The organism is Pseudomonas sp. CG7 (assembly GCF_023701885.1).
In the GTDB taxonomy this organism is placed as follows: Bacteria; Pseudomonadota; Gammaproteobacteria; order Pseudomonadales; family Pseudomonadaceae; genus Aquipseudomonas; species Aquipseudomonas zanjanensis.
In genome coordinates, this window is sequence record NZ_JABAEE010000032.1 from 52,691 (window position 1) to 71,379 (window position 18,689).

At 61.0% G+C, this 18,689-nt stretch carries 17 protein-coding genes; 3 read left to right on the forward strand and 14 right to left on the reverse strand.

All coding sequences use genetic code 11. From position 1 onward, the window contains the following. Nucleotides 1-85: 85 nt before the first annotated feature. The 3 genes from HGO40_RS15010 to HGO40_RS15020 form a co-directional block, all read right to left on the reverse strand. Nucleotides 86-1,192, reverse strand: coding sequence for an NADH:flavin oxidoreductase/NADH oxidase (locus HGO40_RS15010; protein WP_250963633.1), 1,107 nt, complete (start codon nucleotides 1,190-1,192; stop codon nucleotides 86-88). Between the two features lie 356 nt (nucleotides 1,193-1,548). Beyond that, nucleotides 1,549-3,258 (reverse strand): single-stranded-DNA-specific exonuclease RecJ, encoded by a 1,710-nt coding sequence (recJ, locus tag HGO40_RS15015; RefSeq protein WP_250963634.1) that lies wholly within the window; start codon nucleotides 3,256-3,258, stop codon nucleotides 1,549-1,551. 168 nt (nucleotides 3,259-3,426) lie between these two features. Next, complete coding sequence (locus tag HGO40_RS15020; protein ID WP_250963635.1) at nucleotides 3,427-3,969, reverse strand: YaeQ family protein; 543 nt, start codon at nucleotides 3,967-3,969, stop codon at nucleotides 3,427-3,429. A 146-nt stretch (nucleotides 3,970-4,115) separates the two neighbouring features. On the opposite strand from HGO40_RS15020, the gene HGO40_RS15025 reads away from it, so the two are divergent. After that, nucleotides 4,116-5,315: a CaiB/BaiF CoA transferase family protein gene (locus HGO40_RS15025; protein WP_250963636.1), complete on the forward strand. Its 1,200-nt coding sequence runs from the start codon at nucleotides 4,116-4,118 to the stop codon at nucleotides 5,313-5,315. A gap of 323 nt (nucleotides 5,316-5,638) precedes the next feature. Here the strand turns inward: HGO40_RS15025 and HGO40_RS15030 are convergent, their stop codons facing one another. From HGO40_RS15030 to ffh, 11 genes are all read right to left on the reverse strand, one after another. Beyond that, entirely contained in the window at nucleotides 5,639-5,926 is a 288-nt protein-coding gene (locus tag HGO40_RS15030) for a DUF3509 domain-containing protein (RefSeq protein WP_250963637.1), read from the reverse strand. A 162-nt stretch (nucleotides 5,927-6,088) separates the two neighbouring features. After that, a complete protein-coding gene (locus tag HGO40_RS15035; protein ID WP_250963638.1) occupies nucleotides 6,089-7,477 on the reverse strand; it encodes a transporter substrate-binding domain-containing protein in 1,389 nt (462 codons plus the stop codon). Between the two features lie 120 nt (nucleotides 7,478-7,597). After that, the gene (thrC, locus tag HGO40_RS15040; protein WP_250963639.1) at nucleotides 7,598-9,007 is read right to left on the reverse strand and encodes a threonine synthase; all 1,410 of its coding nucleotides are present in this window, start codon (nucleotides 9,005-9,007) and stop codon (nucleotides 7,598-7,600) included. Between the two features lie 102 nt (nucleotides 9,008-9,109). Further along, entirely contained in the window at nucleotides 9,110-10,414 is a 1,305-nt protein-coding gene (locus HGO40_RS15045) for a homoserine dehydrogenase (RefSeq protein ID WP_207966395.1), read from the reverse strand. 132 nt (nucleotides 10,415-10,546) lie between these two features. Next, nucleotides 10,547-11,278: a DsbC family protein gene (locus HGO40_RS15050; protein ID WP_186705439.1), complete on the reverse strand. Its 732-nt coding sequence runs from the start codon at nucleotides 11,276-11,278 to the stop codon at nucleotides 10,547-10,549. A gap of 299 nt (nucleotides 11,279-11,577) precedes the next feature. Further along, nucleotides 11,578-12,474, reverse strand: a complete 897-nt coding sequence (gene xerD / locus HGO40_RS15055) for a site-specific tyrosine recombinase XerD (protein WP_250963640.1) — start codon at nucleotides 12,472-12,474, stop codon at nucleotides 11,578-11,580. A gap of 133 nt (nucleotides 12,475-12,607) precedes the next feature. Beyond that, complete coding sequence (rplS, locus tag HGO40_RS15060) at nucleotides 12,608-12,958, reverse strand: 50S ribosomal protein L19 (RefSeq protein ID WP_003175895.1); 351 nt, start codon at nucleotides 12,956-12,958, stop codon at nucleotides 12,608-12,610. Nucleotides 12,959-13,003: 45 nt separating this feature from the next. Continuing rightward, nucleotides 13,004-13,777, reverse strand: a complete 774-nt coding sequence (trmD, locus tag HGO40_RS15065) for a tRNA (guanosine(37)-N1)-methyltransferase TrmD (RefSeq protein ID WP_170845966.1) — start codon at nucleotides 13,775-13,777, stop codon at nucleotides 13,004-13,006. After that, nucleotides 13,759-14,295: a ribosome maturation factor RimM gene (gene rimM, locus HGO40_RS15070; protein ID WP_186705437.1), complete on the reverse strand. Its 537-nt coding sequence runs from the start codon at nucleotides 14,293-14,295 to the stop codon at nucleotides 13,759-13,761. The genes trmD and rimM overlap by 19 nt, the downstream gene beginning before the upstream one ends. A 5-nt stretch (nucleotides 14,296-14,300) precedes the next feature. Beyond that, nucleotides 14,301-14,552 (reverse strand): 30S ribosomal protein S16, encoded by a 252-nt coding sequence (rpsP, locus tag HGO40_RS15075; RefSeq protein ID WP_003198088.1) that lies wholly within the window; start codon nucleotides 14,550-14,552, stop codon nucleotides 14,301-14,303. 251 nt (nucleotides 14,553-14,803) lie between these two features. Continuing rightward, on the reverse strand, nucleotides 14,804-16,180 hold the full coding sequence (gene ffh, locus HGO40_RS15080) for a signal recognition particle protein (RefSeq protein ID WP_250963641.1): 1,377 nt from the start codon (nucleotides 16,178-16,180) through the stop codon (nucleotides 14,804-14,806). Between the two features lie 196 nt (nucleotides 16,181-16,376). On the opposite strand from ffh, the gene HGO40_RS15085 reads away from it, so the two are divergent. Beyond that, entirely contained in the window at nucleotides 16,377-17,189 is an 813-nt protein-coding gene (locus HGO40_RS15085; protein ID WP_250963642.1) for a cytochrome C assembly family protein, read from the forward strand. A 12-nt stretch (nucleotides 17,190-17,201) separates the two neighbouring features. Next, the gene (locus HGO40_RS15090; RefSeq protein ID WP_250963643.1) at nucleotides 17,202-18,443 is read left to right on the forward strand and encodes a CNNM domain-containing protein; all 1,242 of its coding nucleotides are present in this window, start codon (nucleotides 17,202-17,204) and stop codon (nucleotides 18,441-18,443) included. Nucleotides 18,444-18,689 lie beyond the last annotated feature (246 nt).

Genomic DNA, 18,689 nt, shown 5'->3' on the forward strand with positions numbered 1-18,689 from the left:
TGAGGCCGGTACCGCCATCAAATAATCCAGCTAGACAAACAAAAGCCCCGGCCAATCGACCGGGGCTTTCTGTTTTATCAGGCCCTCAGTCCCGCAAATCCGACTCATGAATCGGCTGGTCCCGATGGGTGGCCCGCTGGTATTGCGCCGGCCACGTGGCCTTGCGGCCGCCCAGGTCATCATCGGCATGGAGGGCCCAGTAAGGATCGCGCAACAATTCCCGGGCCAGGAAAATGATGTCGGCCTGGCAAGTGCGCAGGATGTGCTCGGCCTGGGCCGGTTCGGTGATCATGCCGACGGTGCCGGTGGCGATTTCCGACTCCTTGCGCACCCGCTCGGCAAAACGTGTCTGGTAACCCGGGCCGGTGGGAATTTCCGCATTGGCGGCCGTGCCGCCCGATGACACATCGATCAGGTCCACACCCAGCGCCCTGAAGCGCCGCGCCAGCTCCACGGTCTCATCCGGGTTCCAACCGTCCTCGACCCAATCGGTGGCGGAGACGCGGACGAAGACCGGCAGTTCTTCAGGCCATACCGCCCGGATCGCTTCGGTGACTTGCAGCACCAGCCGGATACGGTTTTCGAACGAGCCGCCGTATTGATCGCGCCGCTGATTGCTCAACGGCGACAGGAATTGATGCAGCAGGTAGCCATGGGCCGCGTGGACCTCGACCACCTTGAAGCCGGCCGTGAGGGCGCGCTTGGCCGCCTCCACGAAGGCCTGGATCAGATCGGCGATCTGCCCTTCGTCCAACTGCACCGGCTGGGTGTGGTGCGGAGCGAAGGCAATCGGCGACGGGCCGACCGGCACCCAGCCGCCGTCCGCCGGTTTGACGCTGCCGTGCTTGCCCAGCCAGGGTCGCCAGGTGCTGGCCTTGCGTCCGGCATGGGCCAGTTGGATGCCCGGCACGGCGCCTTGGGCGGTGATGAACCGGGTGATGCGTTGCAGGGGTTCGATCTGTTCATCGTTCCACAGCCCCAGGTCCTGGGCGGTGATGCGACCGTCGGCGGTCACGGCGGTGGCTTCGGTGAACACCAGGCCGGCACCGCCCACGGCGCGGCTGCCCAAGTGCACCAGGTGCCAATCGTTGGCCAGGCCATCGGTGCTCGAATACTGGCACATCGGCGATACCGCGATGCGATTGGGCAGGGTCAATTGGCGAAGGGTATAGGGTTCCAGCAGCAGACTCATGGGGCACCTCTCGAATCAGTGGGCAGGCTCCAGGGTTCTGTTTGAACAGTCGACGAGTGACAAAAGGTACAACACCCGCCCCCGCGGGCAAAAAATTCGACAAGACGTCACAAGGGCTATCAAGCAGTGCTTAGAGCCTAGTCGACAACCCGCGAGGACGGAGGGTTCAGAACTTAAAAACCGACGGTGTGACGCAACGCCGTTCGCTCAAGGCTGCTTGCATCTCGTGGCGAGGGAGCTTGCTCCCGCTGGGCTGCGAAGCGGCCCCCTGAATTCCAGCCATCACATTGCAAGGGGACGCTGTCGCGTCCAGCGGGAGCAAGCTCCCTCGCCACAAAGGCTGATCGGCGTATCGCCTACCGCGGCTCGATATGGGCAATCATCAACTGCACCGTTTCCTGGCCGCGGAACTCGTTGAGGTCGAGCTTGTAGGCCAGCTCCACCCAGCGCACGGTAGGGTTGGGCCAGATCTCGCGGTCGATGCCGAAGGCAATGCCGTCGAGCTTCACCGAGCCGCACTCGCTCTTGAGGATGACCTTCAGGTGCCGTTCGCCCACCACGCGTTGCTCGACCAACTGGAACACGCCATGGAACATCGGCTCCGGGAAATGCTGGCCCCAGGGACCGGCATGGCGCAGCGCCCGGGCCAGTTCCAGATGGAACTCCTCCACCGCCAGGGCGCCCTCCGACAACAGCCGGCCGGTCAGGTCTTCTTCGCGCAATTGCCGGCGCACTTCCGCGTCGAACGCTTCGGCGAACAATGGAAAATTCGCTTCCGGCAGCGTCAGCCCCGCCGCCATGGCGTGACCGCCATACTTGCTGATCAGGGTCGGATGCTGCGCCGCCACCACGCTCAGCGCATCGCGAATGTGAAAGCCCGGCACCGAGCGACCTGAGCCCTTGAGCAAGCCGTCCCCGGCGTCGGCAAAGGCGATGGTCGGCCGGAAATAACGTTCTTTCATCCGCGAAGCGAGGATGCCGATCACCCCTTGGTGCCACTGCGGATCGAACAGGCACAAGCCGAATGGCATCGACTCCACCGGCAGGTCCTTGAGCTGGGCCAGGGCTTCACGCTGCATGCCTTGCTCGATGGATTTGCGGTCCTGGTTCATGCCGTCCAGTTGCGCCGCCATTTCCCGCGCCAGGGCCGGGTCGTCGGTGAGCAGGCATTCGATGCCCAGGCTCATGTCGTCCAGGCGCCCGGCCGCATTCAGACGCGGCCCGAGGATAAATCCGAGGTCAGTGGAAGTAATCCGCGCTGCGTCGCGCTTGGCCACTTCCAGGATCGCCTTGATGCCGGGCCGGGCGCGTCCGGCGCGAATCCGTTCCAGGCCCTGGTGCACGAGGATCCGGTTATTCGCGTCCAGCGGTACCACGTCGGCCACGCTGCCCAGGGCCACCAGGTCGAGCAATTCGCCAATGTTCGGCTGAGGGGTGCTGGTGTACCAGCCCAGGCTGCGCAGACGCGCCCGCAGCGCCATCAGCACATAAAAAATCACCCCGACACCGGCCAGGGCCTTGCTCGGGAACTCGCAGCCCGGCTGGTTCGGATTGACGATGGCATCGGCCGCCGGCAATTCGAGGCCCGGCAAGTGGTGATCGGTGACCAGCACCCGAAGCCCCGCCGCTTTCGCCGCCGCCACGCCTTCCACACTGGAAATGCCGTTATCCACGGTGATCAGCAATTGCGGTTCGCGGGCCAGGGCGACCTCGACGATTTCCGGGGTCAGCCCATAGCCATATTCGAAGCGATTGGGCACCAGGTAATCGACATGGGCCGCACCCAGCAGGCGCAAGCCCAACATGCCCACGGTGCTGGCGGTCGCGCCATCGGCATCGAAATCCCCGACGATCAGGATGCGCTGGCGTTGCTCCAGCGCCGTCACCAGCAGGTCCACCGCGGCGTCGATCCCCTTGAGCTGCTGGAACGGAATCAAGCGCGCCAGGCTCTTGTCCAGTTCGGCCTCGGACTGCACGCCGCGTGCTGCGTACAGGCGGGTCAACAGGGGCGGCAGGTCACCGAGGAACGGTAGGGTGTCGGGCAGTTGGCGGGGTTCTATGCGCATGGGGGGACAAAGTTTTCTCTGGAAATCATGAAGATTGTGGCAAGGAGAGCCTGGGTGGGAGCTTGCTCACGAATACGGCGGCGCATTCAACATCAATGCAAACTGATCTGCCGTCATCGCGAGCAAGCTCGCTCCCACAATGAGCTCGCTCAATGCCGGGTCAATGGCTCAACCACGTTCGCCCAGCAACCATTGCAGCTGGACTTCATGCTGGCCACGGTCGTCGGTCACGAAAATCGTTCCTTCGCTGATCATCACATCCCACTTGATCACCCGGGGCATGTCCTTGGCCAGGGTTTCGAGCACTTCCTGGGGCACGGCGGCAATGTTGACGTTCTTCAGGTTCTTCACCGCCGGGATCACCTTGCCTTCCCACACCCGCAGGCTGCCGTAGGCCAGCAGGCTGGTGCGCTCGGTCCGGCGCGAGCACCAGGTCAGGCGATCGGCATCCGGCTGACCGCCTTCGATCCAGTGCAGCACCCGGGCATCCAGGCTTTTTTCCCACAGCGCAGGCTCATCGACGTCTGACAGACCACGACCAAATGCCAGCAGCTCGTTGTACCAGAACGCGTAGGCCAGCAGGCGCACGGTCATGCGCTCTTCGGTTTCCGAAGGGTGGCGGGCGATGGTCTGCTTCACATTCTCGTCCACATTGCGGTCGAGGTCGGTGAGGTTCAGTTCAAACTTGTAGGTCGTGGACGGCTGGGCCATGAACGGGCTTCTTGATACGAGGAAAGGCGGCAAGTCTAACCGATGACGCGGGCAATCCACGAATTGCCGACCATCAACCTGCGGCGACCGGCCCTGGCCTATGATAAAACGCTCTATCCGTTCTGCTTTGTCCTACAGGATCCGTCATGTCGCTTACTGCCAAACCCCTTGCCGGCGTCAAAGTCATCGAACTCGGCACTTTGATCGCCGGGCCCTTCGCCTCGCGAATCTGCGGCGAATTCGGTGCCGACGTCATCAAGGTCGAATCCCCCGATGGCGGTGATCCGCTGCGCAAATGGCGCAAGCTGTACGAAGGCACATCCTTGTGGTGGTTCGTCCAGGCACGCAACAAGAAGTCCCTGACCTTGAACCTCAAGCACCCCGAAGGCCTGGCGATCCTGAAGAAACTGATCGGAGAAGCCGACATCCTGATCGAGAATTTTCGCCCCGGCGTGTTGGAAAAGCTCGGCCTGGGCTGGGATGTGCTGCATGCACTAAACCCGAAGCTGGTGATGGTACGGCTTTCGGGCTTCGGCCAGACCGGGCCGATGAAAGACCAGCCGGGGTTTGGCGCGGTGGGCGAATCCATGGGCGGCCTGCGCTACATCACCGGCTTCGAAGATCGCCCGCCGGTGCGTACCGGGATCTCCATCGGCGACTCCATCGCCGCCCTGTGGGGCGTGATTGGCGCATTGATGGCCCTGCGTCACCGCGAGATCAACGGCGGAACCGGGCAAGTGGTGGACGTGGCTTTGTACGAGGCGATTTTCGCCATGATGGAAAGCATGGTGCCGGAGTTCGACGTGTTCGGCTTCATCCGCGAGCGAACCGGCAACATCATGCCCGGCATCACCCCCTCGTCCATCCACACCAGCGCCGACGGCAAGCACGTGCAGATTGGCGCCAACGGCGATGCGATCTTCAAGCGCTTCATGCAGATCATCGGCCGTGACGACCTGGCCAACGACCCGCAACTGGCCAGCAATGATGGCCGTGACAGCCGGCGCGATGAGCTCTACGGCGTCATCGATCGCTGGGTCAGCGGGCTGCCGCTCGTCAGCGTTATCGACCAACTGAACCAGGCCGGGGTACCGGCCAGCCGGATCTTCAGCGCCGAAGACATGTTCAGCGACCCGCAATTCCTGCCCCGTGAATTGTTCCTGCAAGCCAAGCTGCCAGACGGCAAGGCGTTCAAGATGCCAGGGATCGTACCGAAACTCTCCGACACCCCGGGCACCTCCGAGTGGGTCGGGCCGGCATTGGGTGAACACAATGCCCAGGTGCTCGGCGAACTGGGCTACGACGCGCAGCAGATCGCCAAGCTGCGGAGTGATGGCGCCATTTGACGCACCGCAGGAGGGCAACCACTCAATCAAACTGTGGGAGCGAGCTTGCTCGCGATGGCGTCCGTTCAGTCGACTTTATGTTGGCTGGCACACCGCAATCGCGAGCAAGCTCGCTCCCACAAAAAACTCCAACGCCTGACAGAACGCGCTAAACCACAAAAGCCAGGCAAAAAGAAACCCCGAGAAGTGGGGAGACGACTCGGGGTTAAACGTAACCAATCATGGTTAGTACAACAAGCGACAAGCACCGGAGCACAATGCTTGCTCTTGCTGGTAAAAGGTCTGACTCATCAGGACGTAGGAAGGTTCCCACAAAAACCCGGTCAATTCGCCGCGACCATGACCTTGTCGCGCGCCAGATTGCGCAATGCCGCAATCACACAGGGCTCCAGGCGACCCTCGGCAATCAGCACATCGCGATGCAGGCCATCGACCACGTCGGTCAACTGACGCTTGTCGGTCAATTGGGCCTGATTGAACACTCGCTCGACCATGATGCTCCCGCTGGCATTCCTCAGCGTGACCCGGCATTCGCCCTTGGCACCGGAGGGAGTCAGCGAGACCTGATACGGGCTCAAGGCTTCATTCAGCAATAGGCTGATACTTTCCATTCGCTCACCCTTCAATAGTCCGAAACAACTGCATGTACACAGTCAATGACCGTGGGCCGCAGCAGAAAGTTCGTCAGCGCACCGAACCGATACGCCTCAACCTGTTCAACCGAGCATGCGCGTCCAATATGACAGTCAAACAACAGCCTTCTCCGGGAGCCGTCAGGGGCTGACGGCCGGCACAGCCAAGCCCCTGTCGCAACGGCGCCACCGGCGCCCGACATCGGTCCAGCCCCCCAGAATCCCGCGCAAGTGCCCATCGGCCCCATAGAACGGCACCGACCAATGATAGATTTCCCGCAATACGCCGCTGAACATCAATTGCCGGTCGACGAACCGAGACTGGCCGGTGCGCAATTGCTCCATCACTTCCCCATGCAGCAGCTCGGCGGTGGCCGGCGGGAATGATGCCGAGTCGGTGAGCCGCGTGCCCCGCAGTTTTTCGAAGCGGGTCGCGAACTGCTCTTCATAGCTTTTGTTGCACATGATCAGGCGCCCTTCCAGATCACGGATGAAAATCGGGTCGGGAATGGCATCCATCAAGGCCCGCTGGAGCATCAACTGATCCTTGAGGACCGCTTCGGCCTTGAGGCGCTGGTCGATCTGTATCTGCAGGCGACGGTTCCACAGCAGGGACAAGAGTCCAAAGACCACGACCACGGTCACACACCAGTAACCCCAACTGGATATCCGCGCCCAGATCGTAGGCGCCTGGGCTGGGGTCGTGCCGGCCATCCATTTCGAACGCAGCGCACGCATGTCCTCGGCAGGGAAAGCTTCCAGGGCCTTATTCAAGATACTCAATAGCACCGTCAAGTCCTTGCGCACCGCCAGGTAGTCCGGTTCCCACCTGCCCTCCAGGCCGCTGCCGACCTGCAACTGCCCGGCCGGATAGAGATGCATCCCGGTTTCATTTTCGATGGTGGCATAGGCTTCCCGGCTCTCTACCAGCGCACGTGCCTCGGCATAGGTCTTGGTCGTGTGCAATTTGATCGCCGGGTAATCGCGCCGGATTTCCGCTTCCAATGCATGCCGTGCCGGCAATGCCAGGACCTTCCCTTCGAGTTGCTCCAACGAATGGAGAGACGATTCCCCGTCACGGCCGACGAATACCCAGCCGAAACCGCCGAATGCGTGGCTGAAACTGAGGAAATCCCGGCGCTCTTCATTCATCGCCAGAAGGGTGGTCATGTCGGCTTCGCCGTTTCCCAGCATCGTCAGCAACTCACCGGGAGAGAACGACTCCCGATGGACAAACTCAAGGCCGGTCATGTGCGTAATGCGCTGGAGAATATCGTGGTTCAACCCATTCCACTGTCCCTGCTCATTCTTGAACAAGTACAACGGAAACTGCATCGTGGCCACGATGACCCGGGGGTTCTCCTTGACCCACTTCAACTCTTGCGCGTCCAGCACCAGCCGTTCGCCAGAGTTGAGCGGTGGCGCTTCGAAAGCCGCCAACGCCGCCGAGTTGCCTCCCTGCGTCCAGTACATCAGGGCCAGGACCATTACCCAGCCCAGGGCTGGCTTGCCTTTGATAAAAAACGACATCTGCATTTCCTTCGAGATGACTCGCCCATCCCTCCAAGGGCGAAAACCCGGCCAGTTTGGCATGCAGAAACAAGAAAGCCCGTCAGGAGACGGGCTTCAAAATGTGACAGATTCAAGCGGTCAGAGTGGCTTGCCGCGATTGCCATGCAGGCTGACAAAGGCCTGCACGGCTTTCAAGTCGTTGGGCAACACGGTGCATCGCTCATCTCGCTCAAACAAATCAGAAAGATGCGCAGGCAGTTCGAGCGCTTTTCCTACGCCAGCTTTCTCCACCGCTTCCGGGAACTTGACCGGGTGAGCCGTGCCCAGGATCACCATCGGGGTGTCCAGGCTGCGACGGCACTCACGAGCGGCCCTGACACCGATGGCCGTGTGCGGATCGAGCAACTCACCGCTCTGCTCGAACACCTCGGCGATGGTTTCGCAGGTCTGCTCATCGTCCACGGCCAGGGAGTCGAACAACTTGCGGGCTTCGGTCCAGCGCTCAGGCTCGACGCTGAAACCGCCGCCCTGCCGGAAGCTGTCCATCAGGCCGGCGATCGCCGCGCCGTTGCGACCGTGCAGGTCGAACAGCAGGCGTTCGAAGTTCGACGACACCATGATGTCCATCGAAGGCGACAGCGTGGCGTGCAGGGTTTCCTTGACGTACTGGTTGCCGCTCATGAAGCGGTGCAGGATGTCGTTGCGGTTGGTGGCGACGATCAACTGGTTGATCGGCAGCCCCATGTTGCGCGCCAGGTACCCGGCGAAGATATCGCCAAAGTTGCCGGTCGGCACCGAGAACGATACGGAACGGGCCGGACCGCCCAGCTGCAGGGCCGCATGGAAGTAATAGACGATCTGGGCCATGATCCGCGCCCAGTTGATCGAGTTCACCGCCACCAGCCGCGTTCCCTTGAGGAAGCTCTGGTCGGCGAAGCTGGCCTTGACCATTTCCTGGCAGTCATCGAAGTTGCCTTCGATGGCGATGTTGTGGATGTTATCGCCAAAAATGGTCGTCATCTGCCGACGCTGTACTTCCGAGACCCGGTTGTGCGGGTGCAGGATGAAAATGTCGACATTCTCGCAATGCTTGCAGCCTTCGATGGCCGCCGAACCGGTGTCGCCAGAGGTGGCACCGACGATCACCACGCGCTCGCCACGCTTTTGCAGCACGTAGTCCAGCAGGCGACCGAGCAGTTGCAGGGCGAAGTCCTTGAACGCCAGGGTCGGGCCGTGGAACAGCTCCATGACCCATTCGTTACCGTTGAGCTGACGCAGCGGTGCGATGGCGTTGTGGGAAAAGACGCCATAGGTCTCTTCCAGGATTTTCTTGAAATCGGCGTCCGGGATGCTGCCGGTGACAAACGGGCGCATGACCCGGAACGCCAGCTCGTGATACGGCAGGCCGGCCCAGGAAGCGATTTCTTCCTGGGTGAAACGCGGCAGGTTTTCCGGCACATAGAGACCGCCGTCCGTGGCCAGGCCAGCCAGGAGGACATCTTCGAAATTCAGGGCCGGTGCCTGGCCGCGGGTGCTGATATAGCGCATAGGGGCAAACCTTCGGTTTGAGCTGCGAGCTGTGAGCTACAAGCTGCAAGTAAAAGCGGATCTGCTTTTACTTGGAGCTTGCAGCTTGCAGCTTGTAGCTGCTTAGTTCAAATGTTCAACGCGGATACGGACCACCGGCCCAACGACACCCTGGAGCGCTTCCAGCGCCGCGATCGCGTCGTTGATGTTCTGCTCGACCACACGGTGGGTCAGCAGGATCATCGGCACCAGGCCGTCGTGTTCCTCGACTTCCTTCTGCATGATCGACTCGATGTTGATGCCGCGTTCCGAGAGGATACTCGCCACTTGGGCCAGCACGCCCGGATGGTCCTTGGCCTGGATGCGCAGGTAGTAGGAGCTTTCGCACGCCTCGATCGGAAGAATCGGGTGAGCCGACAACGAGTCTGGCTGGAAGGCCAGGTGCGGCACGCGATTTTCCGGGTCGGAGGTCATGGCGCGAACCACGTCCACCAGGTCGGCAATGACCGAAGAAGCCGTCGGTTCCATGCCCGCGCCAGCGCCGTAGAACAACGTCGAGCCAGAGGCATCGCCGTTGACCATCACCGCGTTCATCACGCCGTTGACGTTGGCGATCAGGCGGTCGGCCGGGATCAGCGTCGGGTGCACGCGCAGCTCGATGCCGCTGGCGGTGCTGCGCGCCACGCCCAGGTGTTTGATGCGATAGCCCAGGGCTTCGGCGTAGTTCACGTCCGCGGTGGTCAGCTTGGTGATGCCCTCGGTGTAGGCCTTGTCGAACTGCAACGGAATACCGAACGCAATGGACGCCAGGATCGTCAGCTTGTGCGCGGCGTCGATGCCTTCCACGTCGAACGTCGGATCAGCCTCTGCGTAGCCCAGGGCCTGGGCTTCGGCGAGCACGTCTTCGAAGGTGCGACCCTTCTCGCGCATCTCGGTGAGGATGAAGTTGCCGGTGCCGTTGATGATCCCCGCGACCCAGTTGATACGGTTGGCCGACAGGCCTTCGCGGATCGCCTTGATCACCGGGATGCCACCGGCCACGGCGGCTTCGAACGCCACGATCACACCCTTCTCGCGGGCCTTGGCGAAAATCTCATTACCGTGAACAGCGATAAGCGCCTTGTTCGCGGTGACCACATGCTTGCCATTCTCGATGGCCTTGAGTACCAACTCGCGGGCAACGGTGTAGCCGCCCACCAGCTCTATGACGATGTCGATCTCAGGGTTCGTGGCCACTTCGAACACATCGTTGGTAATCGCAATACCGGTCGTCTGGAACTGAGGCTTTGGCGTGCGCATGGCAATTTGTGCCACTTCGATCCCACGCCCGGCACGACGAGAAATTTCCTCGGCGTTGCGCTGAAGTACGTTGAAGGTGCCGCCACCGACGGTACCTAACCCACAGATGCCTACTTTGACCGGATTCACTCTTGACTCCCCATGAAACGGCCGACGCAAGGTCGGCCGTGAAATACAGCCGCGCAGCAACGCGACTCTGTGTTTAACGGCCCGACGAACGTTTTCGCCGAGCCGTGATCTTCAAAAGCGGATCGCCCATGATCATTTCGCGCCGAGGGCCAGTTTGGCCACTTGTGGCGCTGGCTGGTAGCCCGGAATTACCTGACCATCGGCCAAAACAATCGCCGGCGTACCGTTCACGCCTATTGACTGTCCGAGGGCAAACTGCTTGGAAACCGGATTCTCGCACTGGGCGGCCTTGATTTCCTTGCCGTCGACCATCTTGTCCATGGCCGCTTTCTTGTCCTTGGAGCACCAGACCGCCTGCAACTGCTCATCACCCGGCGAGCCCAGGCCCTGGCGCGGGAATGCCACATAACGCACTTCGATGCCGCGCTTGTTCAGTTCCGGCACTTCTGCGTGCAGCTTGTGGCAATACGGGCAGGTGGTGTCGGTAAACACGGTGATGTGGGACTTGGTTTCGCCGATGGCCGGATAAACCACGGTTTCAGCGACCGGAATGCCGTTGATCAACTTGGAAATGCCTTGGCGCTCGGTCAGCTCGGTGAGGTTGACCGGCTTGCCGTCCTTGAGCTCGAACAGGTTGCCCTGGACGATGTATTGGCCGTCGGCGCTGGCATAAAGCACGCGGCTGCCCTTGAGCTTGACCTCATACAGGCCGGCCATGGGACTGGCCGAAATGGTGTCGATCGGCACGTCGAGCTGAAGGTTTTCCAGGCTTTTGCGGATAGCCTTGTCGGCCGCGTCGTCGGCGATGGCAAAGGTACTGGCCAACGCAATGGCGGCGGCGGTGAACATCTGGATCAAACGCATGGGGACTCCTGAGGCGAACAAATGAGACGGGAAACGCCGACCCGCAGATTCGGGTTCCAACCGCCCACTGTGCAAACCGACAAAGCCTACCACAGAAGGCTGGCGTGACCGAATGCCGGTGACGCACGACAACACACAACGAACAGTTATCAAAATCCTGTGGCGAGGGAGCTTGCTCCCGCTCGGCTGCGCAGCAGCCGCAAATGGAACTCTCTTTTTTTGAAAGCAGTGGCATCTGTAACAGGGGCGCTTCGCGCCCAACGGGAGCAAGCTCCCTCGCCACAAAAACGGAGCACCGTTCAGCCGCGGGGATGATGCTTGGCATGCAAGTCCTGCAACCGTGCCCGAGCCACATGGGTGTAGATCTGGGTGGTGGACAAGTCGCTATGGCCAAGCAGCATCTGCACCACCCGCAGGTCGGCGCCATGGTTGAGCAGGTGTGTGGCGAAGGCATGACGCAAGGTGTGGGGCGAGAGGGATGTGTTGATCCCGGCCACCTTGGCCTGGTGCTTGATGCGGTGCCAGAAGGTCTGGCGGGTCATCTGCTCGCCGCGCAGGCTGGGGAACAGCACATCGCTGGGACGCCCACCCAGCAGTTCATGACGGGCATCGCGCATGTAACGCTCGACCCAGACGATCGCTTCCTCGCCCATTGGCACCAGGCGCTCCTTGCTGCCCTTGCCCATCACCCGCAGCACACCCTGGCGCAGGTTGACTTGCTCCAGCGTCAAGCTGATCAGCTCGGTGACACGCAGGCCACAGGCGTACAAGACTTCCAGCATGGCCCGGTCGCGCTGGCCGATGGCCTCACTGAGGTCGGGCGCAGCCCGCAACGCCTCCACATCGGCTTCCGACAGGGACTTGCGCAGCGGACGGCCCAACTGCGGCATTTCCACGCGCAAGGTCGGATCCACCGCGATGAGCTTTTCCCGCAGCAAATAGCGATAGAACCCACGCAAGCCGGAGAGAAACCGCGCAGTCGAGCGCGGTTTGTAGTTCTGCTCCAGGCGCCACGCCAAGTGATCGAGGATCAACTCCCGGCCGGCATTGATCAGTTCCAGGTTATTTTCCTGCAACCAACCGTTAAACAGTGCCAAATCGCTGCGGTAGGCACCGCGGGTGTTATCGGACAGTCCCTTCTCCAGCCACAGGGCATCGAGAAACTGGTCTATCAGCGGATGATCGATGGCAGGCATAAAGACTCTTGAAAGATGCGGGCACACACGGCATCGAAAATGGAAATGAAGCTATGCAGGGTGCTCAAAGCACAAATCGCAGGCAACAAAAAAGCAGCCCGCAGGCTGCTTTTTTTTGCATCGGAAGCTGGACTTAAGCCAGTTTTTCCTTGATGCGAGCTGCTTTACCCGACAGGTCACGCAGGTAGTACAGCTTGGCTTTACGTACGTCACCGCGACGCTTGACAGCCATGCTGTCGATTTGCGGGCTGTAGGTCTGGAAAGTACGCTCTACGCCGACACCGTTGGAGATTTTACGAACGGTGAATGCACTGTTCACGCCACGGTTACGCTTGGCGATAACGACGCCTTCGAACGCTTGCAGACGGGAACGGTCGCCTTCCTTCACTTTCACCTGAACGACAATGGTGTCGCCCGGGGCAAAGGTAGGGATTTCTTTGGTCATCTGCTCTGCTTCGAGTGCAAGGATGATTTTGTTAGTCATGCTGTGCTCCTAAGGCAAGTCGTCGGACTCACCATCGATACGTTGTTAACTATCGTCCCGCTCGCGGATGTATTCCTCGAGCAGCTTCTTCTCTTCTCCAGAAAGCGAGCGGCTTTCCAGAAGATCGGCGCGTCGTTCATAGGTCCGACCAAGGGACTGCTGTAAACGCCAACGCCGGATGTGCGCGTGGTTGCCACTTAGCAACACGTCGGGAACACGCTGATCCGCATACACCTCCGGTCGGGTGTAGTGCGGGCAATCCAGCAGACCATCCGTAAAGGAATCTTCCTCGGCGGAATCTGCATGCCCTAAAGCTCCAGGCAGCAGTCGTGTAACCGCATCGATCAGGACCATCGCCGGCAGCTCGCCGCCAGACAGTACATAGTCGCCAATCGACCACTCTTCATCGACATGAGCTTCAATGAAACGCTCGTCAATGCCTTCATAACGGCCGGCAATCAGGATCAATGCATCCGAATTCGCCAGCTCGCGTACCGCCGACTGAGTCAGCTGGCGGCCTTGGGGCGACAGGTAGATCACCTTCGCACCCTCCCCGGCTGCAGTCCTGGCCTGAACCAGCGCATCTTCCAGGGGCTTGATCTTCATCACCATGCCCGGACCACCGCCAAACGGGCGATCGTCCACAGTGTGATGTCGATCCGTGGTGTAGTCCCGCGGATTCCAACAGGTGAGCTGCAACAGCTCCTGTTTCACCGCGCGGCTGGTTATGCCGTACTCGCTGATGGCGGAAAACATCTCGGGAAACAATGTGATGACTTCAACGCGCAAATTAGCCACGTTTAGAAATCCGCATCCCATTCCACCTTCATCTCGCCTGCGGCAAGGTCGACGGCCAACACGCATTGCTCGGTATAGGGCAACAGGCGTTCGCGATCATCCAGGCTGCCGACGCAAGGCTTGACCACCATGACATCGTTCGAACCGGTCTCGAGCAGGTGATCGATTTTCCCGAGCAATTGCCCGAGGTGGTCGATGACCTTCAGACCCACCAGCTGGTACCAGTAGTACTCGCCGTCGGTCAGTTCAGGGAACAGGTTGCGCGGCACGCAGATCTCATAACCGGCCAGAAGACGTGCTTCTTCACGATCATCGAGACCCTTGAGCTTTGCGACCAGGAACTTGTCGTTCCCGCGTCCGCTGACCAGCTCCACCTGTTTCACGCTACCTTCGCGCTTGAGCGTCCAGGTTTTGTACTCCAACAGGTTCTTGATCGGATCAGTAAAGGAATACACCTTCACTTCGCCGCGAACGCCATGTACAGAATAGATCTTGCCGACAACGATCAAATCACCGGCATCTTTTGGCGTCGCGTTCATATTGCTCAGGCCGCAGCCTTAGCCGATTCCTTCAACAACTGAGCAACGCGCTCAGAAGGTTGTGCACCAACGCTCAGCCAGTAGGCTACGCGCTCTTGGTTCACGGACAGACGAACTTCCTGACCACGGGCAACAGGGTTGAAGAAACCAACCTGCTCCTTGTGGGAACCGTCACGCGGGTTGCGGCTGTCGGTTACGGTCAGGTGGTAAAACGGGCGCTTTTTGGAGCCGCCAAGGGCAAGACGGATTGTTAGCATGTGAACATCGTTCCTGTAGTCGGTGCTGCAAATCTAAATGCACAGCGGGCATAGGTGCCCGAAAGGCCGCATATTCTAAGGAATATCCGGACTTTTGCAAATGTCTTTTTCCGGCGCCTGGCGCCATGCGATCAAGATTTGCCATAGAGCCGTCATGAAAAACGGCAGGTCAGCTCCCACGTAGCGCGGGTTTGCTGGAGATCCCCGCATCCGTGCGGGGCAACGCCGACATGACAGCCGGCGCAGATTCTTTACATTTTCGGCATGCCGCCGCCGGGCAACATACCGCCCATGCCGCGCATCATCTTGGCCATCCCGCCCTTGGCGGAGAATTTCTTCATCATTTTCTGCATCTGCTTGTGTTGCTTGATCAAGCGGCCGATGTCCTGCACCTGGGTGCCGGAACCCATGGCGATACGGCGCTTGCGCGAACCGCTGATCAGCTCAGGGTCGCGGCGCTCGGCCGGGGTCATGGAGTTGATGATGGCTTCCATCTGCTTGAACTGCTTTTCAGCCGCGCCCTGGGCATTGCCCATCTGCGCCAGGTTCACGCCACCGATGTTCGGCAGTTTGTCCATGAGGCCGCCAAGGCCGCCCATGTTCTTCATTTGTTGCAGCTGGTCGCGGAAGTCTTCGAGGTCGAAGCCCTTGCCCTTCTTCAGCTTCTTGGCCAGTTTGTCGGCCTTGTCCTTGTCGAGGGTCTGCTCGGCCTGCTCGATCAGGCTGAGCACGTCGCCCATGCCGAGGATACGCGATGCGATACGCTCGGGGTGGAACGGCTCGAGCGCTTCGCTCTTCTCGCCCATACCGATGAACTTGATCGGCTTGCCAGTGATGGCACGCACCGACAGCGCGGCGCCGCCACGGGCGTCACCATCGACCTTGGTCAGGATCACGCCGGTCAGCGGCAGCGCGTCACCGAACGCCTTGGCGGTGTTGGCCGCGTCCTGGCCGGTCATGGCATCGACCACGAACAGGGTTTCCACCGGGTTGATCGCGGCATGGAGCGCCTTGATCTCGCCCATCATCTCTTCATCGATGTGCAGGCGACCGGCGGTATCGACGATGACCACGTCGATGAATTTCAGTTTGGCTTCTTTGATAGCCGCCTGGGCGATGTCCACCGGCTTCTGGCTCAGGTCGGACGGGAAGAACGTCACGCCGATGTCGTTGGCCAGGGTTTCCAGCTGCTTGATCGCCGCCGGACGGTAGATGTCCGCCGACACCACCATCACCGACTTCTTCTTGCGCTCTTTAAGGAAGCGCGCCAGCTTGCCGGCTGTCGTGGTCTTGCCCGCGCCCTGCAGGCCGGCCATCAGCACCACCGCTGGCGGTACGGCGCTGAGGTTCAGGTCTTCGTTGGCGGCGCCCATCAGGCTTTCGAGCTCGGCCTGGACGATCTTCACGAACGCCTGGCCCGGCGGCAGGCTGCGCGACACTTCGGTGCCGACGGCGCGTTCCTTGACCGAATTGACGAAGTCCTTGACCACCGGCAGGGCGACGTCGGCTTCGAGCAACGCCATGCGCACTTCGCGCAGGGTGTCTTTGATGTTGTCTTCGGTCAGTTTCGCCTTGCCGGTGACATGGCGCAGCGTCTGCGAGAGACGGTCGGTTAGGTTTTCAAACATGCGCGATCCTTTCAGGCCCAGATGAGACCGGGATAATGGCGGCCCAGACCGTGAAAAATGTGCTCGGCGAGCCTGCGGCGTGGGCAGGTCGCGGATTATAGCGAAGAAGCGTGCGGCGTACACCTTGCAGTGGTCTTTCGTGTGGAGGGGGTTCTATGCCAAACTCAGCGCCTTTCGGGCTTGCCTAACAGGATTTATGCTCCCCTTGTCACCCAGCTTGCTTGCCACCCTCGCCGCCGCTTGTCTTTATGCCGCTGCGACCCTCTATCAAGGCACACGCCTGGCCACCGGCGCCAAGGCGAACAAACGCCTGCTGGTCACGCTTGGCGTGCTGGCCGTGCTCGGCCACGCGGCCAGCCTTTATACCCACCTGATGACGCCGATCGGCCTGGGCCTGGATTTCTTCAACGCCGCCAGCCTGATCGCCGTCGCCGTGATCGCCCTGACGCTGCTGGCCTGCTCGCGCATCCCGGTGGAGAACCTGTTGGTGCTGCTGTTCCCGCTGGGGCTGGCCACGGTGCTGCTGGCGCAGTTCGCGCCGTCGGGGACCGTGCAGATCATCGACGAAGAGCCAGGCATCCTCGCCCACATCCTGCTGTCGATCCTCGCCTACGGCCTGTTCACCATCGCCGTGTTCCAGGCCTTGTTGCTGCTGGTGCAGGATCACCAGCTCAAGCACAAGCACCCGTCCGGACTGATCCGCAACTTCCCGCCGCTGCAAACCATGGAAAGCCTGTTGTTCGGCTTCCTCTGGGCCGGCTGGACCCTATTGTCCCTGTCGCTGATCTCCGGCTGGTTGTTCGTCGAGACCCTGTTCGCCCAGCACCTGGTACACAAGACCCTGCTGGCGTGCCTGGCGTGGGTCGTGTTCAGCGTGCTGCTGTGGGGCCGCAACCGCCTCGGCTGGCGTGGACACAAAGCGATTCGCTGGACCCTGGCCGGTTTCTGCCTGCTGATGCTGGCGTACTTCGGTAGCAAGCTGGTTCGTGAATACATCCTGCATATCTGACGGACGGCCCTGATGGATACGGTGCCCGTAGCGCCGTTGTTCGCCGTGCTGGTGGTGCTGATCCTCTGGTCGGCCCTGTTCACGGCCATCGAAGCCGCCCAGCAATACCTGCTGGCCCAGCGCACAGCCTCGCGCGCCAGTGACAAACCGCTGGCGGCGCTGACCTTCCCGCTGGCCAGCCTGATCCTGTGCAATACCCTTTGTCGCGCCTTGGCCGTGGTCATCGGCACGTTGCTGGCCGTTTTTACCTGGCTGGAAAACGGCCCGTGGGTCGCCTGGCTCGGCACCAGCGCCGCCCTGCTGGTGTTCGCCGACTACCTGCCGCGCACCCTGGCCAGCCGTCAGCCCGACGCGGTGCTGGCATTGGGCAACACCTTGCTGGGCATCCCGCTGAAGATCCTCTACCCGTTTGCCTGGCTGTTGAATGGCGCCAGCCAGTTGTTGCTGCGCCCCTTCGCTCGCAAGCCCGGCATGGTGCAGCAGAGCGACGACGAAATGCCCGCGCCACCGCGTAGCGAGCAGGAATCCGAGCACGGCAGCGGCCGGCTGCATCCGATTTCCGGCATCCACGCCCTGGACAACATCACCGTCAACGATATCCTCGTACCCCGTAGCGAGGTCGATGGGATCAACCTCGACGACCCCATCGGCGACATCATCGAACAGCTGCGCCTGAACCGGCGTACCCGCCTGCCGATGTTCCACAGCGACATCAACCAGGTCGAAGCGGTGCTCAACACCCGCCAGATCCGTCATTTGCTGGCGGACGCGAGCCTGACCAAGGAAGCGCTGCTGACGGCTTCCCACGAGCCTTACTTCGTGCCCGAAAGCACGCCATTGCAGCTGCAACTGTTGAATTTCCACAAGCAGCAGCGGCGCCTGGGCATGGTGGTGGACGAATACGGTGAAGTGCTGGGTATTGTCACCCTGGAAGATATCCTCGAAGAAATCGTCGGCGAATTCGAGAGCGAGCACAGCCTCGACAATCCCCACGTTCATCCCCAGCCCGACGGCCGCCTGATGATCGATGGCGCGGCATCGATCCGCGAATTGAACAGGACCCTGGGCTGGCACCTGCCTTGCGACGGCCCCAAGACCCTCAATGGGTTGGTGACCGAAGCCTTGGAAACCAATCCCGAAAGTCCGGTCTGCCTGAAGATCGGCCGTTATCGGCTGGAAATCATCGAGGCCGTGGACAACCGCGTCAGCCAGGTGCTGGCGTGGCATAACAGCTCGGTGCCTGCTGTTTCCTAAATCCCTGTCTGGACCTGATAGCCCTTGTGGCGAGGGAGCTTGCTCCCGCTGGGCTGCGCAGCAGCCCCAAAAGCAGCCCCCCAACCTGCCTGACACACCGAGTGATCAGGTTTCAGGGCCGCTTCGCAGCCCAGCGGGAGCAAGCTCCCACGCCACAAAAAGCTCGGCGCACGCCTCAATATTGTGTGCGAGCTCACTTGTTGATTCATTAGCCCCCTTCCTATACTCAACCCGCATACCGAGCCC

Excerpts from the sequence above, each read along its gene's own strand:
- ffh (WP_250963641.1), bottom strand. The coding sequence starts at position 16,180 with ATGTTTGAAAACCTAACCGACCGTCTCTCGCAGACGCTGCGCCATGTC.
- trmD (WP_170845966.1), bottom strand. The coding sequence starts at position 13,777 with ATGGGATGCGGATTTCTAAACGTGGCTAATTTGCGCGTTGAAGTCATC.
- HGO40_RS15010 (WP_250963633.1), bottom strand. The coding sequence starts at position 1,192 with ATGAGTCTGCTGCTGGAACCCTATACCCTTCGCCAATTGACCCTGCCC.
- thrC (WP_250963639.1), bottom strand. The coding sequence starts at position 9,007 with ATGCGCTATATCAGCACCCGCGGCCAGGCACCGGCCCTGAATTTCGAA.
- HGO40_RS15050 (WP_186705439.1), bottom strand. The coding sequence starts at position 11,278 with ATGCGTTTGATCCAGATGTTCACCGCCGCCGCCATTGCGTTGGCCAGT.
- HGO40_RS15030 (WP_250963637.1), bottom strand. The coding sequence starts at position 5,926 with ATGGAAAGTATCAGCCTATTGCTGAATGAAGCCTTGAGCCCGTATCAG.
- rplS (WP_003175895.1), bottom strand. The coding sequence starts at position 12,958 with ATGACTAACAAAATCATCCTTGCACTCGAAGCAGAGCAGATGACCAAA.
- rpsP (WP_003198088.1), bottom strand. The coding sequence starts at position 14,552 with ATGCTAACAATCCGTCTTGCCCTTGGCGGCTCCAAAAAGCGCCCGTTT.
- HGO40_RS15090 (WP_250963643.1), top strand. The coding sequence starts at position 17,202 with ATGGATACGGTGCCCGTAGCGCCGTTGTTCGCCGTGCTGGTGGTGCTG.
- HGO40_RS15025 (WP_250963636.1), top strand. The coding sequence starts at position 4,116 with ATGTCGCTTACTGCCAAACCCCTTGCCGGCGTCAAAGTCATCGAACTC.
- xerD (WP_250963640.1), bottom strand. The coding sequence starts at position 12,474 with ATGCCTGCCATCGATCATCCGCTGATAGACCAGTTTCTCGATGCCCTG.
- recJ (WP_250963634.1), bottom strand. The coding sequence starts at position 3,258 with ATGCGCATAGAACCCCGCCAACTGCCCGACACCCTACCGTTCCTCGGT.
- HGO40_RS15020 (WP_250963635.1), bottom strand. The coding sequence starts at position 3,969 with ATGGCCCAGCCGTCCACGACCTACAAGTTTGAACTGAACCTCACCGAC.
- HGO40_RS15035 (WP_250963638.1), bottom strand. The coding sequence starts at position 7,477 with ATGTCGTTTTTTATCAAAGGCAAGCCAGCCCTGGGCTGGGTAATGGTC.
- HGO40_RS15085 (WP_250963642.1), top strand. The coding sequence starts at position 16,377 with ATGCTCCCCTTGTCACCCAGCTTGCTTGCCACCCTCGCCGCCGCTTGT.
- rimM (WP_186705437.1), bottom strand. The coding sequence starts at position 14,295 with ATGAACGCGACGCCAAAAGATGCCGGTGATTTGATCGTTGTCGGCAAG.